Raw genomic sequence first — 18,121 nt, 5'->3', positions numbered from 1 at the left:
AAATAAACGGGTATTTGGTGCCCATGGGCAGATTTGAACTGCCGGCCTCTCCCTTACCAAGGGAGTGCTCTACCCCTGAGCTACATGGGCCAAGATTATTGGAGCGGGTGAAGGGAATCGAACCCTCACCGTAAGCTTGGAAGGCTTCTGCTCTACCATTGAGCTACACCCGCAGACTTACTGCATCAATGCTCCAACACATTGGAATTTGGTGGTGGGAGAAGGATTCGAACCTTCGAAGCTTTCGCAACAGATTTACAGTCTGCCCCCTTTGACCGCTCGGGAATCCCACCAAAGAGATTGAGCATCTTACTCAAACCTAAAAACCTTGTCAAACAAAATACGATTAAAAAGATAAATTTCAACACAACCAATTGTTTTATAATTTTATTTTTCTTCTACAATGCGGATGTATTTTGCATACAACTCATCATGTGTTTCAGGATGTTCCTCATCAATCAATATGCAATCGACAGGGCATACCTGTTGGCATTGCGGCTCATCATAGTGACCAACGCATTGTGTGCACAAATTGGGGTTGATTTCGTAGATTTCCTCACCTTGGGAAATTGCGTCGTTTGGACATTCCGGTTCACAGACATCACAATTGATGCAGTCGTCCGTAATAAAGAGGGCCATAATTCAAAGTCCTTCTCAGATGCGGTATGGTTAAAATTATCGGGCGCGGATTATAGCACAACTTCTCTAGACGATTGTTTTCTTTATATTTATGAATAGTTATCATTTTTTAAACGCTTACCTTCCGAAGCAATACGAAACGGCTTAAGCCGGATCGTCCATCCCGGTAGTGTTCCAACCAATCCGGATATTCGGGCAAAGAGCCTGCTTCGATATAGACAAAAGCGTTTTCTTTGAGACATTCCTTCAGCAGAGGGAACAAATCCTGCCACTGCGCCCAGTTGAACGGAGGATCAAGAAACACGACATCAAATGATCTATTCGTCGTCTGTAAAAAAACGGCAGCTGATTGCTGATGCAACGTTATTTTTTCTTGCCATCCAAATTGGCGGATATGTTTTTGCAAATTCTGAAACGTATTTCTATTTATTTCCACCATAGCTACTTCGGCAGCATTGCGCGAAGCAGCCTCAAAACCTAACGCACCGCTGCCGGCAAACAAATCCAACACATTCATACCGGTCAAATCCTGACCGAGCCAATTGAAAAGTTTTTCGCGGACACTGTCAGGCGTCGGACGCAGACCGTCCGCATCTGCAAAAACCAGTTTTCGCCCCCTGCATTGCCCGCCGATGATACGTACTTGATTGTTATATTTGGGATGTTTGTGACCTGCCATGATTTTTTTACAGATACCAAATTTCAGACGACCTTATTATATAGCGAAACCGCTTTCCAACTTCAGCCTTGTTTGCCTTCATACAACAATGCCGTCTGAAAAGTTTCAGACGGCCTTTTATTTTACTTTTGCATAGCAGCAGCCAGCTGTCTCAACAACTCGATTTCCTTATCCTTCTGCAACAACATTTCCCGACAATGTTTCAACTCCTGCTTCAACAATTCAACTTTCATGGCCATATCGCTCGAAGCATAAATAGCAAACTCCCCATTATTGCTATCCACATCATTAATCTGCAAAACCATCCCATTACTGCCAGACTTCAACAAATCCCACATATCGACTTCGAAGATGGCTGCCAGCTGCTCCAATCTCGGAATACTCAACTGCGTCTCACCCCGTTCGATCTTTGCGTATCCGCCGGCAGACATCGCCAGCTTTTCCGCCATATCCTCCTGCGACCATTTATTCAATTCTCGCATCAGGCGAATTTTTTCATAGGTTTCCATAGGCTGAACTTTCTGTATAGATAGTTGAATTATTAGGATAGATTTTATACTTTAGTTTGCTGGAGAGGAAATTTTATTCTGAATACAATCCCCAAGATTTTATCAAATATCGAAATTTTTACTATATTTTAATAAATTTTAAAGAGAGTAAATTAAATATGGCCATTCCAATTTTACTTTGGGGCGCAGCTGCTGCCCTTGCCGCAACAGGCGTTGTTAAAGGAGCAGGAGCAATCAGCGATATTAACAAAGCCAAGGAAATAGGCGAACGGGCAGAACGCCGTTACAAGAAAAGGCAGGAGGAATTAGATGAAACCAAAGACGAAACCAACAATGGCTTTGAAGAGTTGGGACGGTTAAAGGTAGAGATTTTTAAAAATCAAATCAACCATATCATACAAATATTACACAGCACTAACAATAAACATGCCAAAAGCGAACTTTCCGGCTTTAACAGTACATTTGACGTTGCAGAACTGAAAGAAATGGAAACAATGGTGCAAACATCATTGGAACTAAGCACTAATTTCGGCAGCAGCGCCATTACTGGGGCATTGGCCGGTTTTGGAGCATATGGTGCAGTTCCTTTGATTGCAACCGCTTCCACAGGTACCGCCATCTCTACTCTGTCCGGTGCTGCCGCCACCAATGCAACCCTTGCCTGGCTTGGCGGAGGTGCATTATCCGCAGGCGGTTTCGGAATGGCAGGCGGAATGGTTGCTTTGGGCGGTATCGTTGCAGGCCCAGCTTTGGCAGTCGGCGGATTTATGCTGGCCAGCAAAGCGGAAGAAGCTCTGACGGAAGCACGAAAATATGAAGCCCAAATCGATGAAGCCGTTGCCGAAATGGATTTGATCGCCGAAGGGCTCAAAGGGCTGCAAGATAATGCAAAAGAAATAAAATATACTTTGCTTAAAATGGTAGAGCATTTTGAGCAGGTTCGTGTAAACAGCAGCGATGATCCTAATTTCCACGCCATGCTGGTCATCGGCAAAGCCATCAAAAACCTGATGAATACGCCTATTATGGAGGATGACGGTTCGCCTGTCCCCAATATCCGTCATCAATGCGAAGGTTATTTGAATATCGAACTTGGGGCAGAAGCATGAGTAAAATCCAAATTCTCGACAAAGTTGTTCCGATGAAAGTCCCCGCAGCTATTCCTTTAGAAGCGGCAACAGGCTCGTTTACCCGCATTTTGGAAGCACACAACGAATACAAAAAGATCGCAGCCCAAGAGAAAACCAAACGTGAGGCAATCGGTGCATGGAAAGATGTCCGTTTGAAGGAGTTGAAAAACCAGCAGGAAATTTTACGGCTGTATTTGGAAAATACGTTTCGGGAACGCCGCGAGATGATTGACGGTCTATTCGATGCACTGGACAAAGGGATTGAAGCAGGCAATATCAATGTTATTGATACGGCAATAAACGGCATTGTGAATATTGCCAAAGATTCTCCGCTACAACAGGTCGATAAGCTGATTTTGTCGCTGAAAAACGATGATGTGAAGGTGATTGAGTTTTGACTTCCGAACCCTTTCCTTGTTCCGCCTGCGGTTTGTGTTGTCAAAGGGTCAGTCTAAGCGAACAAACCGCATGGCTGGATCGCGGAGACGGTATATGTCGGCATTTTGATGAAAATACAATGTTGTGTTCCATCTATGCAACTCGCCCTTTGGTTTGCCGTGTGGAGGATTATTACCGCGCCCATTTATCTGAACAAATATCTTGGCAGAACTTTATACGGATTAATGTAGAAGTTTGCAGGAAGTTTCAATCGAATAAGTAAGGCTTTTCTGTTTATGAGAGTGCCGTCTGAAAATTTTTCAGACGGCACTCTCCTATTTTAAACCAACCTACCTTCACTCTTTCGGTGCAGGCGGTTCAATCTGTTCTTTCCAGCCGCATTCTTTTTGCGGGCAGACTTTTTCCACGCCCCAGCGTTTGGTGGTTTTGATGGTTAAAACCGGCCAATGGCAGTTCGGGCATTCTTCGGCGACAGGCGGGTTCCAAGTGGCGTAGTTGCAGTCGGGATAGGTGCTGCAACTGTAAAACAGTTTGCCGTAGCGGGATTTGCGCTCGACGAGGTTGCCTTTTTTGCATTGCGGGCATTGGACGCCGGTATCTTTGGGTTTTTCCAGCGGCTCGACGTGTTTGCATTTGGGGTAGTTGGCGCAGCCGATGAATTTGCTGCCTGTGCGGCTGTATTTGTACACCAGCCGTCCGCCGCATTTGGGGCACTCGCGTCCGTCGAGTTCTGCTTGCTCGGCTTCGGCTTTGGCGATGCGCTCGGCGGCTTCTTCGGCGGTTTCATTGACGTTGCGCGTGTAGCTGCACTCGGGATAGCCGGCGCAGGCAACGAAGCGGCCCATTTTGCCGAACTTAATTTGCAGTTTGTGTTCGCCGCATTTGGGGCAGGTTTCGTCGAGTTCCTGCGTGGTGAATTTGGCGCGTTCGATGCCTTCTTTTTCTTCCACTTGCTTGATGAACGGTTTCCAGAATTTGTCCATCACGGGAATCCAGCGGCGTTTGCCGTCGGCAATTTCGTCGAGCTGGTCTTCGAGTTTGGCGGTGAAGTGGTAATCGACGTATTGGGCGAAGTGTTCGGTCAGGAATTTGTTGACGATGTCGCCCGTATCGGTGGGCATGAAGCGTTTTTGCTCAAGGGTAACGTATTCACGGTCTTTGAGCGTGGAAATGATACTGGCGTAGGTTGAAGGGCGGCCGATACCGTATTCTTCGAGGGCCTTAACCAGCGTGGCTTCGTTGTAGCGTGGCGGCGGAGTGGTAAAGTGTTGTTCGCCGTAAAGTTTGTCCACGGGCAATTTGTCGCCTTCGCTCATTTCGGGCAGTTTTTTGCTGTCTTCGCTCTCTTCGTCGTCGCTGCTTTCTTCGTAAACGCTGAGGAAGCCTGCGAAGGTTTGCACTTGTCCGGTTACGCGGAATACGCCTTTGCCGACGGTAATATCGACGGTGGTTTGGTCGAATTTGGCGGGCGTCATCTGACAGGCGACGGTACGCTGCCAAATCATTTGATAGAGTTTGAACTGGTCTGCGCTCAGGAAGGGTTTGACGCTTTCGGGCGTGCGGTACACGGAAGTCGGACGGATGGCCTCGTGGGCTTCTTGGGCGTTTTTGGATTTGGTTTTGTATTGTTTGGCGACACTCGGCAGATATTCTTTGCCGATTTTGTTTTCGATGTAATGGCGGATTTCGGTTAACGCTTCATCGGCCAAATTCACGCTGTCGGTACGCATATAGGTAATCAGACCGATGGCGCCCTGCCCTACGTCTATACCTTCGTAAAGCTGCTGGGCGGTACGCATGGTGCGGTCTGTGGTGAAACCGAGTTTGCGCACGGCATCCTGCTGCATGGTGGATGTGGTGAACGGCGCGGCTGGGTTGCGGCTGCGCTTTTTCTTTTCGATGGCGGTAACGACGGCCTCTTTGCCTTCGAGTTCTTTCAACACGTCGGCTTGCGCGGCTTCGTTCGGCAGGTCGAATTGTTCGAGTTTCGCGCCGTTGTATTGGGCGAGTTTGGCGGTGAACTTGCTGCGGCCTTTGTGGCTGTCGAGATGCACCGTCCAATATTCCTGCGCTTCAAACGCGCGTATTTCGTTTTCGCGTTCGCAAATCAGACGCAGGGCGGGACTTTGCACACGGCCCGCGCTCAAACCGCGGCGGATTTTTTTCCACAACAATGGCGAGAGGTTGAAACCGACCAAATAGTCCAAAGCGCGGCGGGCTTGTTGCGCATCCACCAAGTCCATTTCGATTTCTCGCGGGTTGGCGACGGCGTAGAGCACGGCGTTTTTGGTGATTTCGTGGAACACGACACGCTGCGGCTTGATGTTTTTCAGGCCGCGTTTGGATTTGAGGATTTCAAAAAGATGCCAGGAAATCGCTTCGCCTTCCCTATCCGGGTCGGTTGCGAGGTAGATGTTTTCGGCTTCTTTGGCTCTGGCGACAATCGCATCGACGTGTTTGGCGTTACGTTTGATCAGCTCGTATTTCATGGCGAAGTCGTGTTCGGGATCGACGGCTCCGTTTTTGGGGACGAGGTCGCGGACGTGGCCGTAGGAGGCCAGAATTTCGAAATCGCTGCCAAGGTATTTTTTCAGGGTTTTGGCTTTAGACGGTGATTCGACGATTAAGAGGTTTTTCGCCATTGTTTGTTCTCTTTTAATGTATTGGATTTTATGTTTCAGACGGCCTCTGCCGTATCGGGAGGCCGTCTGAAAGTTATGAAATGTGTTTGGATTTCGTGTTGCGCCGTAGCGCGGTGGCCGTTTTCAGACGGCCTCAATGCATGGTGGCTTCGCCGTGCAGCGCGGCCATCAGGTCGTCGCCCACCAATACGGGCAGTTCGGATTTCTGCGCCCACAACACCAGCAGGCTCATCACTTTGGCCATATCGACGGTAATGTCTTCGGCGGGCATGAACATCAGGGCGTTGATGACGAACTCGCGTTGTCCGGCATCCAGCGCGCCGGCCTGTTCGAGGTAGTGCAGCAGGCCGCGAACTTCCATCGGCAGCCTGTCGCTTTCCTCTGTCCAATAAACGCGCATGGCGGTGCCGCTTTGTTCGGCAACTTCCCATTGCGATGCTTCGTTCAATACGTCGATCAGCATCAGCAGTTTGTGTATGTCGGCCTCGTCGAAGCCCACTTCTTCCAAAACGTGCCCCAAATCGCCGCCCGAAGGGCAGGAGTCGAAGTCTTGGAAGTGTTCGATTAAGAAGGCTATCAATTCCACCATTTTTTATTCCTTGTCCGGCCGCGTTTTCAGACGGCCTGTTTATCCGATGCGTTGGTAACGCCCGCCCGGCATCGCGGCAACGAGTCCGCCCAGTTCCAATTCCAACAGGGCGGCGTAAATGTCGGCCGCGTTTTTGTCCAGCTGTTCGGCCAAAGTGTCGGGATGTATGGGGCCGTAGCCCATTTTCTCAAGCAGGGCGGCGGCATCGTTTGAGGCCGTCGCCGGGGGAAGCGGGGTTTCAGACGGCCTGTATTCTTTGTTTTCAACGACTTCTTCCCGCCTGTCGTCCGTTTCTGCCGCAGGGCTGGCGGAAATTTTCCGCCGTACGAGCGTTTCCTTATATATAGAATATGATGAAGCGGCACTTTCTGGCAACAGTTGCGGGCATTCCTGCAGGATGTCTTCCAGCGATTCGGTCAGTTTCGCGCCTTCTTTAATCAGCTTGTGGCAGCCTTTGCTGTGCGGGTTGTCTATCGAGCCGGGAACGGCCAGCACCTCGCGCCCCATTTCGCCCGCCAGCCGCGCGGTTATCAGGGAACCCGATTCCAAGGCGGCTTCCACCACCAGAACGGCCTGAGAAAGTGCGGCTATCAGGCGGTTGCGGCGCGGGAAGTTGCCCGCCAGCGGGCGGGTGCCGAGCGGGAATTCGGATACGATTGCGCCTTTTTCGCCGAGTTCATAAGCCAGATCGCGGTTGGACGACGGGTAGATGCGGTCTATGCCCGTCCCCCAAAAGGCCACGGTGCCGCCGCCGGCCGCCAATGCGCCGCGATGGGCGGCCGCATCGATGCCGGCGGCCATGCCCGAAACGACGGGAATCCCGCGCTCGGACAGGCTGCGGCCGAAGTCGTGGGCGATGCGCAGTGCCTGCGGGGTGGCGTGGCGGCTGCCAACTATGGCCACGGACGGGCGGTGCAGCAATTCGATGTTGCCGCGCACGAACAGCATCGGCGGCGGGGTGATGCCTTCGGACAGCATGGCGGGGAAGTCTTCGTCGCACAACAGCAGCAGGCGGCAGTTTTCCTGTTCCGACCATTTTTCGGCGGCTTCGGCGGCCTGTTCGGCTTCTCCGCGCCGGTTTGCCCATGCTTCCTGCGCGGCTTTGCGCACCAGTACCTGCCGTACGGCTGCGGCATCCGCCTGCCACGCGGCGGTGGCCGTGCCGAAATGGCGGATAAGCTGCAGGAAGGTTTCCGCGCCGATGTGCGGCATCAGTGCCAGCCGCAGCCAGTAATGGCGTTCTTGTTCAGTAATCATGCCGTTTCCCCGCTTTGCATCATAATCGCTGCGGTTATGGCATATTTTGCCGCCATTGGCAACGGGAAAGGCCGTCTGAAAAACGGCTTTTGCCCTTTTCAGACGGCCTTTTGCCCGTTTGCTCAGGCTTCGCCTTTGTGTTCGCTCAAAAAGCCGCCGCTTTGGCGCGACCACAGTTTGGCATACAGTCCGTTTTGCGCCAGAAGTTCGGCATGGGTGCCTTGTTCGACGATGTGGCCTTTGTCCAAAACGATGAGTCTGTCCATGGCGGCGATGGTGGACAGGCGGTGGGCGATGGCAATCACGGTTTTGCCGTCCATCATTTTGTCGAGGCTTTCCTGAATCGCCGCTTCCACTTCGGAATCCAGCGCGCTGGTGGCTTCGTCGAGCAACAGAATCGGCGCGTCTTTCAGCATGACGCGGGCGATGGCAATTCGCTGGCGTTGGCCGCCGGAGAGTTTCACGCCGCGTTCGCCGACGTGCGCGTCGTAGCCGCGCCGCCCTTTGGCATCGGAAAGGTTGGGGATGAAGTCGGCGGCTTCGGCGCGTTCGGCGGCCTGCATCATTTCTTCGTCCGTCGCATTCGGGCGGCCGTAGACGATGTTGTCGCGCACGGAGCGGTGCAGCAGGCTGGTATCCTGCGTCACCAATCCGATTTGGGCGCGCAGGCTTTCCTGGGTAACGTCGCCGACGTTTTGGCCGTCTATTGAAATCGTACCGTTTTGCGGTTCGTAAAAACGCAGGAGCAGATTGACGATGGTGGACTTGCCCGCGCCGCTGCGGCCGATTAAGCCGATTTTTTCGCCCGGGCGGATGGTCAGGTTGAAATCCTGCAGCAGCGGTTTGCCCGCTTCGTAGGAAAAATCCACTTTGTCGAATTTAATTTCGCCGCGTACCACTTTCAGCGGCGGCGCGTTCGGTTTGTCCAAGATGGTTTGCGGTTTGGACAGGGTGGCCATGCCGTCGCTGACGGTGCCGATGTTTTCAAACAACCGTGCCGATTCCCACATGATGTATTGCGACAGGCCATTCACGCGCAACGCCATGGCCGTGGCGGTGGCCACCGCGCCCACGCCGACCTGCCCCTGATGCCACAGCCAGATGCCCAGCGCGGCGGTGCTCAGCGTGAGCGACGTGTTCACCAGAAAACTGCAGGTGTGCAGCATGGTGGCCAGACGCATCTGGGCATGAACGGTTACCATGAATTCTTCCATCGACTGCTTGGCATAAGCCGCTTCGCGCGCGCCGTGGGAGAAAAGTTTGACGGTGGTGATGTTGGAATAGGCATCGGTGATGCGGCCGGTCATCAGCGAGCGGGCATCGGCCTGCGCGGCGGCGGTTCTGCCCAATTTGGGAATCAAAAAGCGCATCACGGCGGCAAAGCCGATTATCCAGCCGATAAACGGCAGCAGCAGCCAGCCGTCGAGCGTCGTCAGTATCACGCCCGACGTGATGAAGTACACCAGCACATAAGTTACCATGTCGGCCAGGGTCATCACCACGTCGCGCAAAGCCAGCGCGGTCTGCATCACTTTGGCCGATACGCGCCCGGCAAATTCGTCCTGATAAAAACCCAGCGACTGCCCCAGCATCAGGCGGTGGAAATTCCAGCGCAGGCGCATGGGGAACACGCCTTGCAGGGTTTGCAGGCGCACGTTGGACGCGATGAATATCCAGCAGATGGAAAACAGCATCATCAAGGCCATGCCCGCCAAAGCCCAACCTTTTTCGGCAAACAGCGTTTCGGGCGTGTATCTGCCCAGCCAGTCCACCACCTTGCCCATAAACTGAAACAGCAGGGCTTCCATGATGCCGATGCCCGCCGTCATCACCGCCAGCACGGCAATCCATTTGCGCACGCCGTCCATGCCCGACCAAACAAACGGCAGCAGCCCTTTTTTCGGCGACAGCGGCGCGGCTTCGGGATACGCTTCGACCCGGCTTTCAAACCAGTTGAAAATCTTGTTAATCATTTTATTGTGCTTCGATAAGTTTTCAGACGGCCGATAGCAAGACAAAGGCCGTCTGAAAGCATTTGTTGGAAAAGGCGGATTTTACGGGAAAAGGCACAGCGGAAAAAGCGCGGTATGGGAAAAGCGGCGTTTCCGATCGGGAAAGGCCGTCTGAACAGTTTTCAGACGGCCCGCCGCAGCAACGGCCGCTTAAGCAGCCCTATCCGTCTTGCTTTACCGCCCAACCCCCGTCAAACGGATACGCTGGTTTCGGTTTGGTGATAGACAACGAAAATCAGCCGTAAAGAACAAAAAGGCCGTCTGAAAACGGAGAACCCCGCTTTCAGACGGCCTTTCCATCATTCAACCCTGCCTTATTCGGGACGCATTTGCGGGAACAAAATCACGTCGCGGATGGTTTGCGAATCGGTCAGCAGCATCACCAGGCGGTCGATGCCGATGCCGCAACCGCCTGTCGGCGGCAGACCGAATTCCATGGCACGGATGTAGTCGGCATCGTAGTGCATGGCTTCGTCGTCGCCCGCATCTTTTTGCGCCACTTGCGCTTTGAAGCGTTCGGCTTGGTCTTCGGGGTCGTTCAACTCGGAATAGCCGTTTGCCAGTTCGCGGCCGACAACGAACAATTCGAAACGCTCGGTCAGACCTTGTTTCGTATCCGAAGCGCGTGCCAACGGGGAAACTTCGACCGGGTAATCGACGATGAAGGTCGGGTTCCACAGTTTGCCCTCGGCACAACCTTCAAACAGGGCAAGTTGCAGGCTGCCGATGCCGGGGGACGGCGGCAGGCTTTCGCCGTGTTTGACGATTTCTTTTTTCAGCCATTCTTCATCGTTTAACTGCTCGTCGGTGTAGTGCGGATTGTATTTTTTGATGGCTTCGAGAATGGTCAGGCGTTCGAACGGGCTTTCCAAATCGACTTCTTTGCCGTTGTAGCTGATTTTCGCCGTGCCGTTGACCGTGCGCGATGCGTTGCGGATGATGTCTTCCGCCATCTGCATCATGCGTTCGTAGTCGGAGAAGGCTTCGTAGAATTCAATCATGGTGAATTCAGGGTTGTGGCGCACGGACATACCTTCGTTGCGGAAGCTGCGGTTGATTTCAAACACGCGCTCCAAACCGCCGACCACCAGGCGTTTCAGATACAGCTCGGGGGCGATGCGCAGGTAGAGCGGAATGTCCAAGGCGTTGTGGTGGGTCACGAACGGTTTTGCCGTCGCGCCGCCGGGAATCGGGTGCATCATCGGGGTTTCGACTTCGAGATAATGCTCGTTCACCATGAAATTGCGCACGGATTGGATGATTTTGCTGCGTTTGATGAAGGTATTGCGCGATTCTTCGTTGGCAATCAAATCAACGTAGCGTTGGCGGTATTTGGTTTCCTGATCGCTCAAGCCTTTGTGTTTGTCGGGCAGCGGGCGCAGGGATTTGGACAGCAGGCGGATGTCGGACACGCGCACGGTCAATTCGCCGTGGTTGGTTTTGAACAAAGTACCTTCCGCGCCGACGATGTCGCCCAAGTCCCAATGGTTGAAATCGTCCAAAACTTCCTGACTCACGCCTTTGTTGTTCAGATAAAGCTGGATTTGACCGGTCACGTCTTGGATGGTGGCGAAGCTCGCCTTGCCCATTTGGCGTTTGAGCATCATGCGGCCGGCAATTTTGACGGGAACGGCTTGCGGGTCGAGTTCTTCTTTACTGATTTCGCCGTATTTTGCCTGCAAATCGGCGGCAAAGCTGTCGCGTTTGAAGTCGTTGGGGTAGGCGTTGCGCGTTTGGCGGATGTTGTGCAGTTTTTCGCGGCGCAGGGCGATGATTTGGTTTTCGTCCAACTGCGGCTCGGTTTGCGGATTGTTTTGTTCGCTCATTTGGTTTCCCTGATAAAAAACAGGCAGTTGAATCTGCCCGATAGGAATGGTGTAAACGGCGGATTCTACGCTGTTTCGGCTGTTTGTGAAAGCAAAGGCCGTCTGAAAAGGGGCGGGGTGGTTTTCAGACGGCCTTTTGCGGTGCGGCCAGTCGGGTTTTCAGCGTATATCCGCCCAAGTCAGCCCGAAGCGTTGCAGGTATTTGCGCAGCCTGTCGCTGTCATTGGCGGTGGCGCGCTCCAGCCGCGATACGTTAAACAGGGCGCGCCCCGCGGCGGCCATATTGGGGTGGCGGCGGCATTCGGCGATGACGTGTTGCAGTTGGACGCGGTCGAACAGGTCGAGGGTTTCGGCATTGATTTTGGCGGGGAGGCCGTCTGAAAGCCGGTTTGCAAAAGGGTTGGCCGCATCGTCCGCATCCGTTTCGTCCGCCCACAGCCATTTCAGACGGCCTATTTCGGCCTCAACCAATTCGGTCTGTATCCTGCCCTGCGGGGCAAGTGTCGCAAGGCGCATGATGCTGGCGGCAAGGTCGCGGAAATTGCCGCGCCATCGGGCTTCGCTTGAATGGGCGAAGGCAAGGTAGGCAGACAGGGCTTCTTTATTGAAACGGGTGGCACGGCCGAGTTCCTGCGAAGCGAGTGCGAGCTGGTGTTCGATGTTCGGCTCGATGTCTTCGCGGCGGTCGGCAAGTGCGGGCAGCGGATAATTCCAGATATTGATACGGGCGAACAAGTCTTCGCGGAAGCGTCCGGCGCGGATTTCCCGCCGCAGGTCGCGGTTGGTACCGGCAATCAGCTGGAAACTGCTTTGCACTTCCTTGTCACTGCCGACGGGATAAAAATGTTTTTCTTCAATGGCTTTGAGTAACATGGCCTGTTCGTCCAAGCCCAATTCGCCGATTTCGTCCAAAAACAACACGCCGCCGTCGGCGGTTTTCAAATAGCCTTCGCGCTTTTCCGCCGCGCCGGTAAACGCGCCTTTTTTGTGGCCGAACAAGGCGGAAGCCGCGCCGTCGCCGCGCAAGGTGGCGCAGTTCACATCGACAAACTCGCCTTTAATCAGATGGCGCGCCTTTTTCAATTCAAAAATCCTGCGTGCCAGCATCGATTTGCCCGCGCCGGTAGGGCCGGAGAGCAGAATCGGCGACGGGGAATGCAGCGCGACTTGTTCGATTTCGGCAATCATGCGGTTGAAGGCGGCGTTTTGGGTGGAGATGCCGCTTTTCAGATAGCGCACCGCGTCATCGCGCACGGCGGCAAGGCGTTCGGCCAGCACGTCGTAACGCGCCAAATCCAAATCGATGATTTCATAACCGCCGACATCGCCTTTCCCCATACTGCGCCTTTGATTTTTCGGCGGCGCAGTCTGCAACAGCACACCTGGGATTTGACGCGATTCCACCAATAAAAACAGGCAGATTTGTGCAACGTGCGTACCCGTGGTGATGTGGGTGAGATAGGTTTCTTCTTCAGTATCAAATGTATAGCCCGCCGCCCAATCGTGCAGCTTGGTGTAAACCTCAGAAAAATCCCACGGGTTTTCCAGCTCCATGGGCACGAGATTGACGGCGGTGTGCGGAGACACCTGCTGAATATCGGCTTTTACATGATCCGCCAGATCGCGGTATTTCTCTGCATAAAACAGCTCCATGCGGTCAAGATGGAAATCATGACGCTGATTCATGGCGACATTCGGCCGCCACTTCTGCCAACGCCCTTGACCGAAACCGCTGTCCAATACCGTACCGAGAAAGCTGATAGCGACATTTTTTCTACTATTCATTTTTCTATTTTTCTATCTTTTAAGATATTTTTTAGCATTCTACCCCTTCCGCAGCAAAAGGCTACCTGAAAATATCTTCTTTTTATTTTCAATCAATTAAAAATAATTTTTGCCATTTCCCTCATTCTTGGCACAGCTATTGCAATATGGTTTTCAGGCACCGGCAAATGCCGGAGGAATTACAGCCTACGAAGCTCGAGGTCGCGGGTTCGAATCCCGCCTCTGCCGCCAACGATGGCAGAGTAGCTCAGGGGATAGAGCGCGTAACAATTTCTCCACCTCTAGTTGCCAAAGTGCCCTCTACGGGCGGATGCCGGCAGGATTACATTGTTTGGAAACCGCGGGTTCGATTCCCGCCGCCGGAAACGGCGAAATCCTGCCAATCTAGCCGCCCACCTTTTTTCGCGGCATGGAAAAACAAATGCCTTGGAAACTACATTGGTCGCAGGTTCGAGTCCTGCCCCGCTTTCGGCGGGTAGCTCAGTCTGGTAGAGCGGTTAAACGTTTCCCAAAAACTCGTTGTTTGCCGTGCCGCCCCTTTAAATATTTTCAGGTAGCCTGAAACAGGATGTTTGTTATGAACACTTGGCAAATCATCGGCGTCATCGTTTTTTCGACCATGATTTATCTGTCCTTCCAAAACAGCCGCAGCCGCAAACGCGAGCAGGCTTGGCGGAAACAGACTTTTCCCGAAGCGGAATGCAGTTTGATAAAGGAAGGCTGCCGTTACGACATCGCACTTTCAGACGGCCGCACCTTCCGCCAAGTCGAGATTCTCGGAACGGCGCAGGGCAAAGAGGCAGAGTTTGTGTTCGGCTATGGAAGCATGCTTGTACTGCGTCTTTCAGACGACCGCAAAGCCTATGTGCGGCAGGCATGTATCCGCTGCATGATTGAAAGCGAAAGGCCGTCTGAAAGCACAGCTTCAATGAAGTTAAAACCAATATTTACAAGTTTTACGGGCGGATGCCGGCAGGATTACATTCAATGAACAATCGTCGTACTAATAATACGAAGCAGGAATCCTACCACAGCCTAGCCGCCCACCCTTTTTCCGGTACGGCAGACAGATGCCGGAGGAATTACATTCCACGTCCGAAGGTCGCGGGTTCGAGTCCCGCCCTGCCGCCAACAAACTTCTATGGCAGGATAGCTCAGGGGTAGAGCATCGGAAGAGAATTTCTCCAACACCTAGCTGCCTGCCGTACCCCCTTTTTACGGCGGCAGGCGGATGCCTGAAGGGATTACATTAACCTTCCACGTTAAAAAAACCGTATCCCTTCAAATACTAGCCGCCGCGCCGCCACCCATTCGAGGCCGTCTGAACAGTTCTTCAGGCTACCTGAAACCAACAACAAGAAAGGAAATGAAAAATGGCTAACACCACCTTGTTCCAATCCGTTAAAACCCGTTTGACCGCCGCCAACACCCGCAACGAAGCAGGCGGCATCGCCTACACGCTGACACCCAAACAACAGCTCGCCCAGCTTGCCGCCACCGGCTGCCTGAACAGCACTTACTACGCCGATGCGCAAGACCAGCTTGAGCAAGTATTGGAATTGGCAAAAAATCTGGATGCCGAGTTTATCGCCAAAACCGCCGTGTACGCCCGTCAAAAAGGTTTCATGAAAGACATGCCCGCGCTGTTGCTTGCCGTGTTGGCGCAAAAAGACGTGAACATGCTTGCCCGCGTGTTCGACCAAGTGGCGGACAACGGTAAAATGTTGCGCAACTTCGCGCAAATCATCCGCAGCGGCGCAGTCGGCAGAAAATCTTTCGGCAACCGTCCGAAAAAACTGATGCAGACTTGGCTTTTGACCGCCACCGAAAAACAACTGTTGAACGCCGCTATCGGCAATGCTCCGTCGCTGGCGGATGTGGTCAAAATGGTGCATCCCAAACCGCGTGAAGCATGGCGTGCCGCCTGGTTTGCGTGGCTTATCGGCAAACCGTACGACCGCGAAGCATTGCCGCCCATCACCCGCGCCTTTGAAGACTACAAACAAAGCCGCCAAGGCGCATTGCCCGACGTTCCTTTCCAAATGCTCACTGCCTTGGAATTGAATAGCGGCGACTGGGCGCAAATCGCCCGCAACGGCTCATGGCAGCAGGTTCGCCAAAACCTGAACACTTTCCTGCGCCACGATGTGTTTGCGAAAAGCAAAAACATCAAAATGGTGGCAGAAAAACTGCGCGACCAAACCGCCATTGCCCGCGCCCGCGTCCTGCCTTACCAATTGCTGACCGCGTATCAGGCAACATCCGAAAAGATGCCGTCTGAAATCCGCGACGCGCTGCAAGACGCAATGGAAACCGCCGTACAAAACGTACCGGCCATCCGAGGCAAAGTCGTGGTTTGTCCGGACGTTTCCGGCTCCATGCACAGCCCGGCCACCGGCTATCGCGGCAGCGCGACCAGCAAAACCCGCTGTATCGACATCGCCGCGCTCGTGTCCGCCGCCATGTTGCGCACCAACCCGCAAGCCCGCGTGATACCGTTTGAACAAATCACGGTAAACGTGCCGCTCAACCCGCGCGACAGCATCATGACCAACGCCCAAAAACTCGCCAATATCGGCGGCGGCGGAACGGCATGCAGCGCACCACTCGCCATGCTGAACCGCGAAAAAGCCGATGTGGATTTGGTCGTCATCGTGTCCGACAACGAAAGCTGGGCAGACCGCGGACAATGGGGCGGCAAAACCGGCCTGATGAAGGAATGGGACATCCTGAAACAACGCTGCCCCGAAGCCAAACTCGTCTGCCTGGACATCCAGCCCTACACCACCGCACAGGCGCAAAACCGCCGCGACATCTTGAACATCGGCGGCTTCTCCGACCAAGTGTTCACGCTCATCGGCTCGTTCGCCGAGCAAGGTATGGGCACGGATTTCTGGGTGGAAGAGATTGAGAAAACCGAGCTGGCGGCGGTGAACTGAAGCTAAAGGCCGTCTGAAAATAGGGTAGGAATATTTTTCAGACGGCCTATTTATTCAGGGCAAGCTGAGAAAAAGAATTAAGGAAACAAAATGCAAAAATTCATCTTAATCCGCGGTCATCAAGGTTCGGGAAAATCGACTTTCGCCGAACAAAAAGCCGCCGAATTTAAAGTGCAGTATCCGGATGCGGAAATCGTCCGTATTGAAAACGACTTGCTCATGACTGACGAAAACGGCGTGTACTGCTGGTCGGGCGAGGCGTTGGATAAGGCGCAGAAACGCGGTAATGCCTTGATGACCGAAACCTTAAAAATCGGACGACAAAATCCGAACCGCAACATTTTGATCATCCATTCCAACACCAACCAAAAGGCTTCGCGTTGCCGCCATTTGTTGGATCTGGCGAAAAAAAGCGGTTTTGAAACAGAAATCTACCGTATGCACAATTTCTATCCCAACCTGCACGGCGTGAAAGAGCATGACGTATTGGCGGCGTATATCAAGCTGAACCAAAACCGTGTGGCAAACGAAATCCACGTCGAAGCCATGCAGCCCGCCAACGCGGAACAGTTGGAAAAAATCAAGCAAATGCAGGCTTTCGAGCGGCAACCCTTGTCGTTTGATGAAGCACAGCAAACCTTCGTCACCGAAAATTATCTGCAACACGGCGGCCGCAACTTTACCGCCAAAATATCCAAGCGTTACCCCGAATTGCGCGTGTTGAAATACGCCCGCAGCGTGTTCTACGACAACCGCTTCGACGACGCACTGCTGGAAATGCGCGGCTTGATTATTGACACGCACAACCGCATCATCGTGCGCCCGTTTAAAAAAGTGTTCAATTATTCGGAACGTATTGCCAAAGGCAGCCGTTATCCGATTCGAATCGGCGGCGAAAGATTGGTGGATGCGGTGGTAAAAGTAAACGGCTTCCTCGGCTGCTGCACTTTCGTCTCGCTTTCAGACGACCACCCGTCCAAAGGCGCGGCGTTTGACGGCAAAGTGCTGTATTCGACCACCGGTTCGCTCGACAGCGCGTTTGCAGACATGACCGCCGCACACTGCACGCAATACGAAACCCTGTTCCGCGCTTATCCGAACCACACTTTTTTGTTTGAAATCACAGACGCGAAAGACGTACACATCATCCGTGAAGAATTGGGCGAAACCTTAATCGGCTGCATCGACGTGGCAACAGGCCGTCAGTTTAGCGAAGCCGAATTGGACGAAATCGGCAAACAATACGGTATCCGCCGCCCCGAAACGCTGAAAAACATTACGTTCTGTGAGCTGAAAGGTCGTCTGAAAAACGTGGAACACGAAGGCTTTATGGTATTTGATGCGCAAAATGGCGAAATGCTGTTCAAACTCAAATCGCCGTATTACCTGATTTCCAAGTTTCTGGGACGAAGCAACGAAGGCAACATCGGACGCAAGCTCGACAAACGCCACGTCGATGAAGAGTTTTATCCGCTTATCGACCACATCCACGACCATCGCGAAGCGTTCAACGCTATGCCTGAACTGGATAAGATTGCGTTCATCCAAGCATTCTTGCGGCAACTGTAAGGCCGTCTGAAAAACGCCAGACGCTTGTGATAAGATGACGGCGGCGGATATTATGGCAAAAACGGCAAATAAGCGTTTAAATATTTTCAGACGGCCTTGGCAGTAAAATGCAACAAGGCCGTCGGTTTAAAATAACAAAAAACAAA

General features: G+C 53.0%; 15 protein-coding genes and 4 tRNA genes. 7 read left to right on the top strand and 12 right to left on the bottom strand.

Annotated features, from left to right (window positions below):
* Positions 1-15: 15 nt before the first annotated feature.
* From ACTHSL_RS03785 to ACTHSL_RS03760, 6 genes are all read right to left on the bottom strand, one after another.
* Positions 16-90 (bottom strand) — tRNA-Thr (locus ACTHSL_RS03785).
* A 9-nt stretch (positions 91-99) separates the two neighbouring features.
* Positions 100-173 (bottom strand) — tRNA-Gly (locus tag ACTHSL_RS03780).
* A gap of 36 nt (positions 174-209) precedes the next feature.
* A tRNA-Tyr gene (locus ACTHSL_RS03775) sits at positions 210-293 on the bottom strand.
* 94 nt (positions 294-387) lie between these two features.
* A complete protein-coding gene (locus ACTHSL_RS03770) occupies positions 388-639 on the bottom strand; it encodes a YfhL family 4Fe-4S dicluster ferredoxin (RefSeq protein WP_049249225.1) in 252 nt (83 codons plus the stop codon).
* Between the two features lie 109 nt (positions 640-748).
* Positions 749-1,318 carry a 16S rRNA (guanine(966)-N(2))-methyltransferase RsmD gene (rsmD, locus tag ACTHSL_RS03765; protein ID WP_440380396.1) on the bottom strand — a complete coding sequence of 190 codons (570 nt, stop codon included), beginning with the start codon at positions 1,316-1,318 and terminating at the stop codon, positions 749-751.
* Positions 1,319-1,440: 122 nt separating this feature from the next.
* On the bottom strand, positions 1,441-1,827 hold the full coding sequence (locus ACTHSL_RS03760; RefSeq protein WP_070452521.1) for a helix-turn-helix domain-containing protein: 387 nt from the start codon (positions 1,825-1,827) through the stop codon (positions 1,441-1,443).
* Positions 1,828-1,883: 56 nt separating this feature from the next.
* Here ACTHSL_RS03760 and ACTHSL_RS03755 point away from each other — a divergent pair, with 56 nt between their 5' ends.
* The 3 genes from ACTHSL_RS03755 to ACTHSL_RS03745 are packed head-to-tail and all read left to right on the top strand — an operon-like array spanning position 1,884 to position 3,618.
* Entirely contained in the window at positions 1,884-2,936 is a 1,053-nt protein-coding gene (locus ACTHSL_RS03755; protein ID WP_239482400.1) for a hypothetical protein, read from the top strand.
* Complete coding sequence (locus ACTHSL_RS03750) at positions 2,933-3,355, top strand: hypothetical protein (protein ID WP_070452527.1); 423 nt, start codon at positions 2,933-2,935, stop codon at positions 3,353-3,355. Before ACTHSL_RS03755 ends, ACTHSL_RS03750 begins: the two co-directional genes overlap by 4 nt.
* The gene (locus ACTHSL_RS03745; protein WP_440380395.1) at positions 3,352-3,618 is read left to right on the top strand and encodes a YkgJ family cysteine cluster protein; all 267 of its coding nucleotides are present in this window, start codon (positions 3,352-3,354) and stop codon (positions 3,616-3,618) included. The genes ACTHSL_RS03750 and ACTHSL_RS03745 overlap by 4 nt, the downstream gene beginning before the upstream one ends.
* Before the next feature lie 73 nt (positions 3,619-3,691).
* Here ACTHSL_RS03745 and topA read toward each other — a convergent pair whose 3' ends face one another.
* The 6 genes from topA to rtcR form a co-directional block, all read right to left on the bottom strand.
* The gene (topA, locus tag ACTHSL_RS03740; RefSeq protein WP_440380394.1) at positions 3,692-5,998 is read right to left on the bottom strand and encodes a type I DNA topoisomerase; all 2,307 of its coding nucleotides are present in this window, start codon (positions 5,996-5,998) and stop codon (positions 3,692-3,694) included.
* 133 nt (positions 5,999-6,131) lie between these two features.
* Positions 6,132-6,587: a DUF494 domain-containing protein gene (locus ACTHSL_RS03735; RefSeq protein ID WP_003775243.1), complete on the bottom strand. Its 456-nt coding sequence runs from the start codon at positions 6,585-6,587 to the stop codon at positions 6,132-6,134.
* A gap of 39 nt (positions 6,588-6,626) precedes the next feature.
* A complete protein-coding gene (gene dprA, locus ACTHSL_RS03730; protein WP_440380393.1) occupies positions 6,627-7,844 on the bottom strand; it encodes a DNA-processing protein DprA in 1,218 nt (405 codons plus the stop codon).
* Between the two features lie 122 nt (positions 7,845-7,966).
* Positions 7,967-9,817, bottom strand: coding sequence for an ABC transporter ATP-binding protein (locus tag ACTHSL_RS03725; protein WP_440380392.1), 1,851 nt, complete (start codon positions 9,815-9,817; stop codon positions 7,967-7,969).
* A gap of 353 nt (positions 9,818-10,170) precedes the next feature.
* Positions 10,171-11,682 carry a lysine--tRNA ligase gene (gene lysS / locus ACTHSL_RS03720; RefSeq protein ID WP_440380391.1) on the bottom strand — a complete coding sequence of 504 codons (1,512 nt, stop codon included), beginning with the start codon at positions 11,680-11,682 and terminating at the stop codon, positions 10,171-10,173.
* Between the two features lie 159 nt (positions 11,683-11,841).
* A complete protein-coding gene (gene rtcR / locus ACTHSL_RS03715; protein ID WP_440380390.1) occupies positions 11,842-13,467 on the bottom strand; it encodes an RNA repair transcriptional activator RtcR in 1,626 nt (541 codons plus the stop codon).
* 577 nt (positions 13,468-14,044) lie between these two features.
* Here rtcR and ACTHSL_RS03710 point away from each other — a divergent pair.
* The 4 genes from ACTHSL_RS03710 (at position 14,045) to ACTHSL_RS03695 (ending at position 17,975) form a co-directional block, all read left to right on the top strand.
* A complete protein-coding gene (locus tag ACTHSL_RS03710; RefSeq protein ID WP_440380389.1) occupies positions 14,045-14,458 on the top strand; it encodes a hypothetical protein in 414 nt (137 codons plus the stop codon).
* A 70-nt stretch (positions 14,459-14,528) separates the two neighbouring features.
* Positions 14,529-14,598, top strand: a tRNA-Gly gene (locus ACTHSL_RS03705).
* A 242-nt stretch (positions 14,599-14,840) separates the two neighbouring features.
* Positions 14,841-16,406 (top strand): vWA domain-containing protein, encoded by a 1,566-nt coding sequence (locus tag ACTHSL_RS03700; protein ID WP_440380388.1) that lies wholly within the window; start codon positions 14,841-14,843, stop codon positions 16,404-16,406.
* A 90-nt stretch (positions 16,407-16,496) separates the two neighbouring features.
* Positions 16,497-17,975 carry an RNA ligase gene (locus tag ACTHSL_RS03695; RefSeq protein ID WP_440380387.1) on the top strand — a complete coding sequence of 493 codons (1,479 nt, stop codon included), beginning with the start codon at positions 16,497-16,499 and terminating at the stop codon, positions 17,973-17,975.
* Positions 17,976-18,121: the final 146 nt, after the last annotated feature.

Source organism: Neisseria sp. P0008.S010 (assembly GCF_051962715.1).
In the GTDB taxonomy this organism is placed as follows: Bacteria; Pseudomonadota; Gammaproteobacteria; order Burkholderiales; family Neisseriaceae; genus Neisseria; species Neisseria elongata.
Note: the sequence above shows the minus strand (reverse complement) of the source record. Positions and strands in the feature narration are given on the sequence as shown.

Coding starts and splice junctions, on each gene's coding strand:
- topA (WP_440380394.1), bottom strand. CDS start 5,998: ATGGCGAAAAACCTCTTAATCGTCGAATCACCGTCTAAAGCCAAAACC.
- rsmD (WP_440380396.1), bottom strand. CDS start 1,318: ATGGCAGGTCACAAACATCCCAAATATAACAATCAAGTACGTATCATC.
- ACTHSL_RS03760 (WP_070452521.1), bottom strand. CDS start 1,827: ATGGAAACCTATGAAAAAATTCGCCTGATGCGAGAATTGAATAAATGG.
- dprA (WP_440380393.1), bottom strand. CDS start 7,844: ATGATTACTGAACAAGAACGCCATTACTGGCTGCGGCTGGCACTGATG.
- ACTHSL_RS03695 (WP_440380387.1), top strand. CDS start 16,497: ATGCAAAAATTCATCTTAATCCGCGGTCATCAAGGTTCGGGAAAATCG.
- rtcR (WP_440380390.1), bottom strand. CDS start 13,467: ATGAATAGTAGAAAAAATGTCGCTATCAGCTTTCTCGGTACGGTATTG.
- ACTHSL_RS03700 (WP_440380388.1), top strand. CDS start 14,841: ATGGCTAACACCACCTTGTTCCAATCCGTTAAAACCCGTTTGACCGCC.
- ACTHSL_RS03725 (WP_440380392.1), bottom strand. CDS start 9,817: ATGATTAACAAGATTTTCAACTGGTTTGAAAGCCGGGTCGAAGCGTAT.
- ACTHSL_RS03710 (WP_440380389.1), top strand. CDS start 14,045: ATGAACACTTGGCAAATCATCGGCGTCATCGTTTTTTCGACCATGATT.
- ACTHSL_RS03735 (WP_003775243.1), bottom strand. CDS start 6,587: ATGGTGGAATTGATAGCCTTCTTAATCGAACACTTCCAAGACTTCGAC.
- ACTHSL_RS03770 (WP_049249225.1), bottom strand. CDS start 639: ATGGCCCTCTTTATTACGGACGACTGCATCAATTGTGATGTCTGTGAA.
- lysS (WP_440380391.1), bottom strand. CDS start 11,682: ATGAGCGAACAAAACAATCCGCAAACCGAGCCGCAGTTGGACGAAAAC.
- ACTHSL_RS03750 (WP_070452527.1), top strand. CDS start 2,933: ATGAGTAAAATCCAAATTCTCGACAAAGTTGTTCCGATGAAAGTCCCC.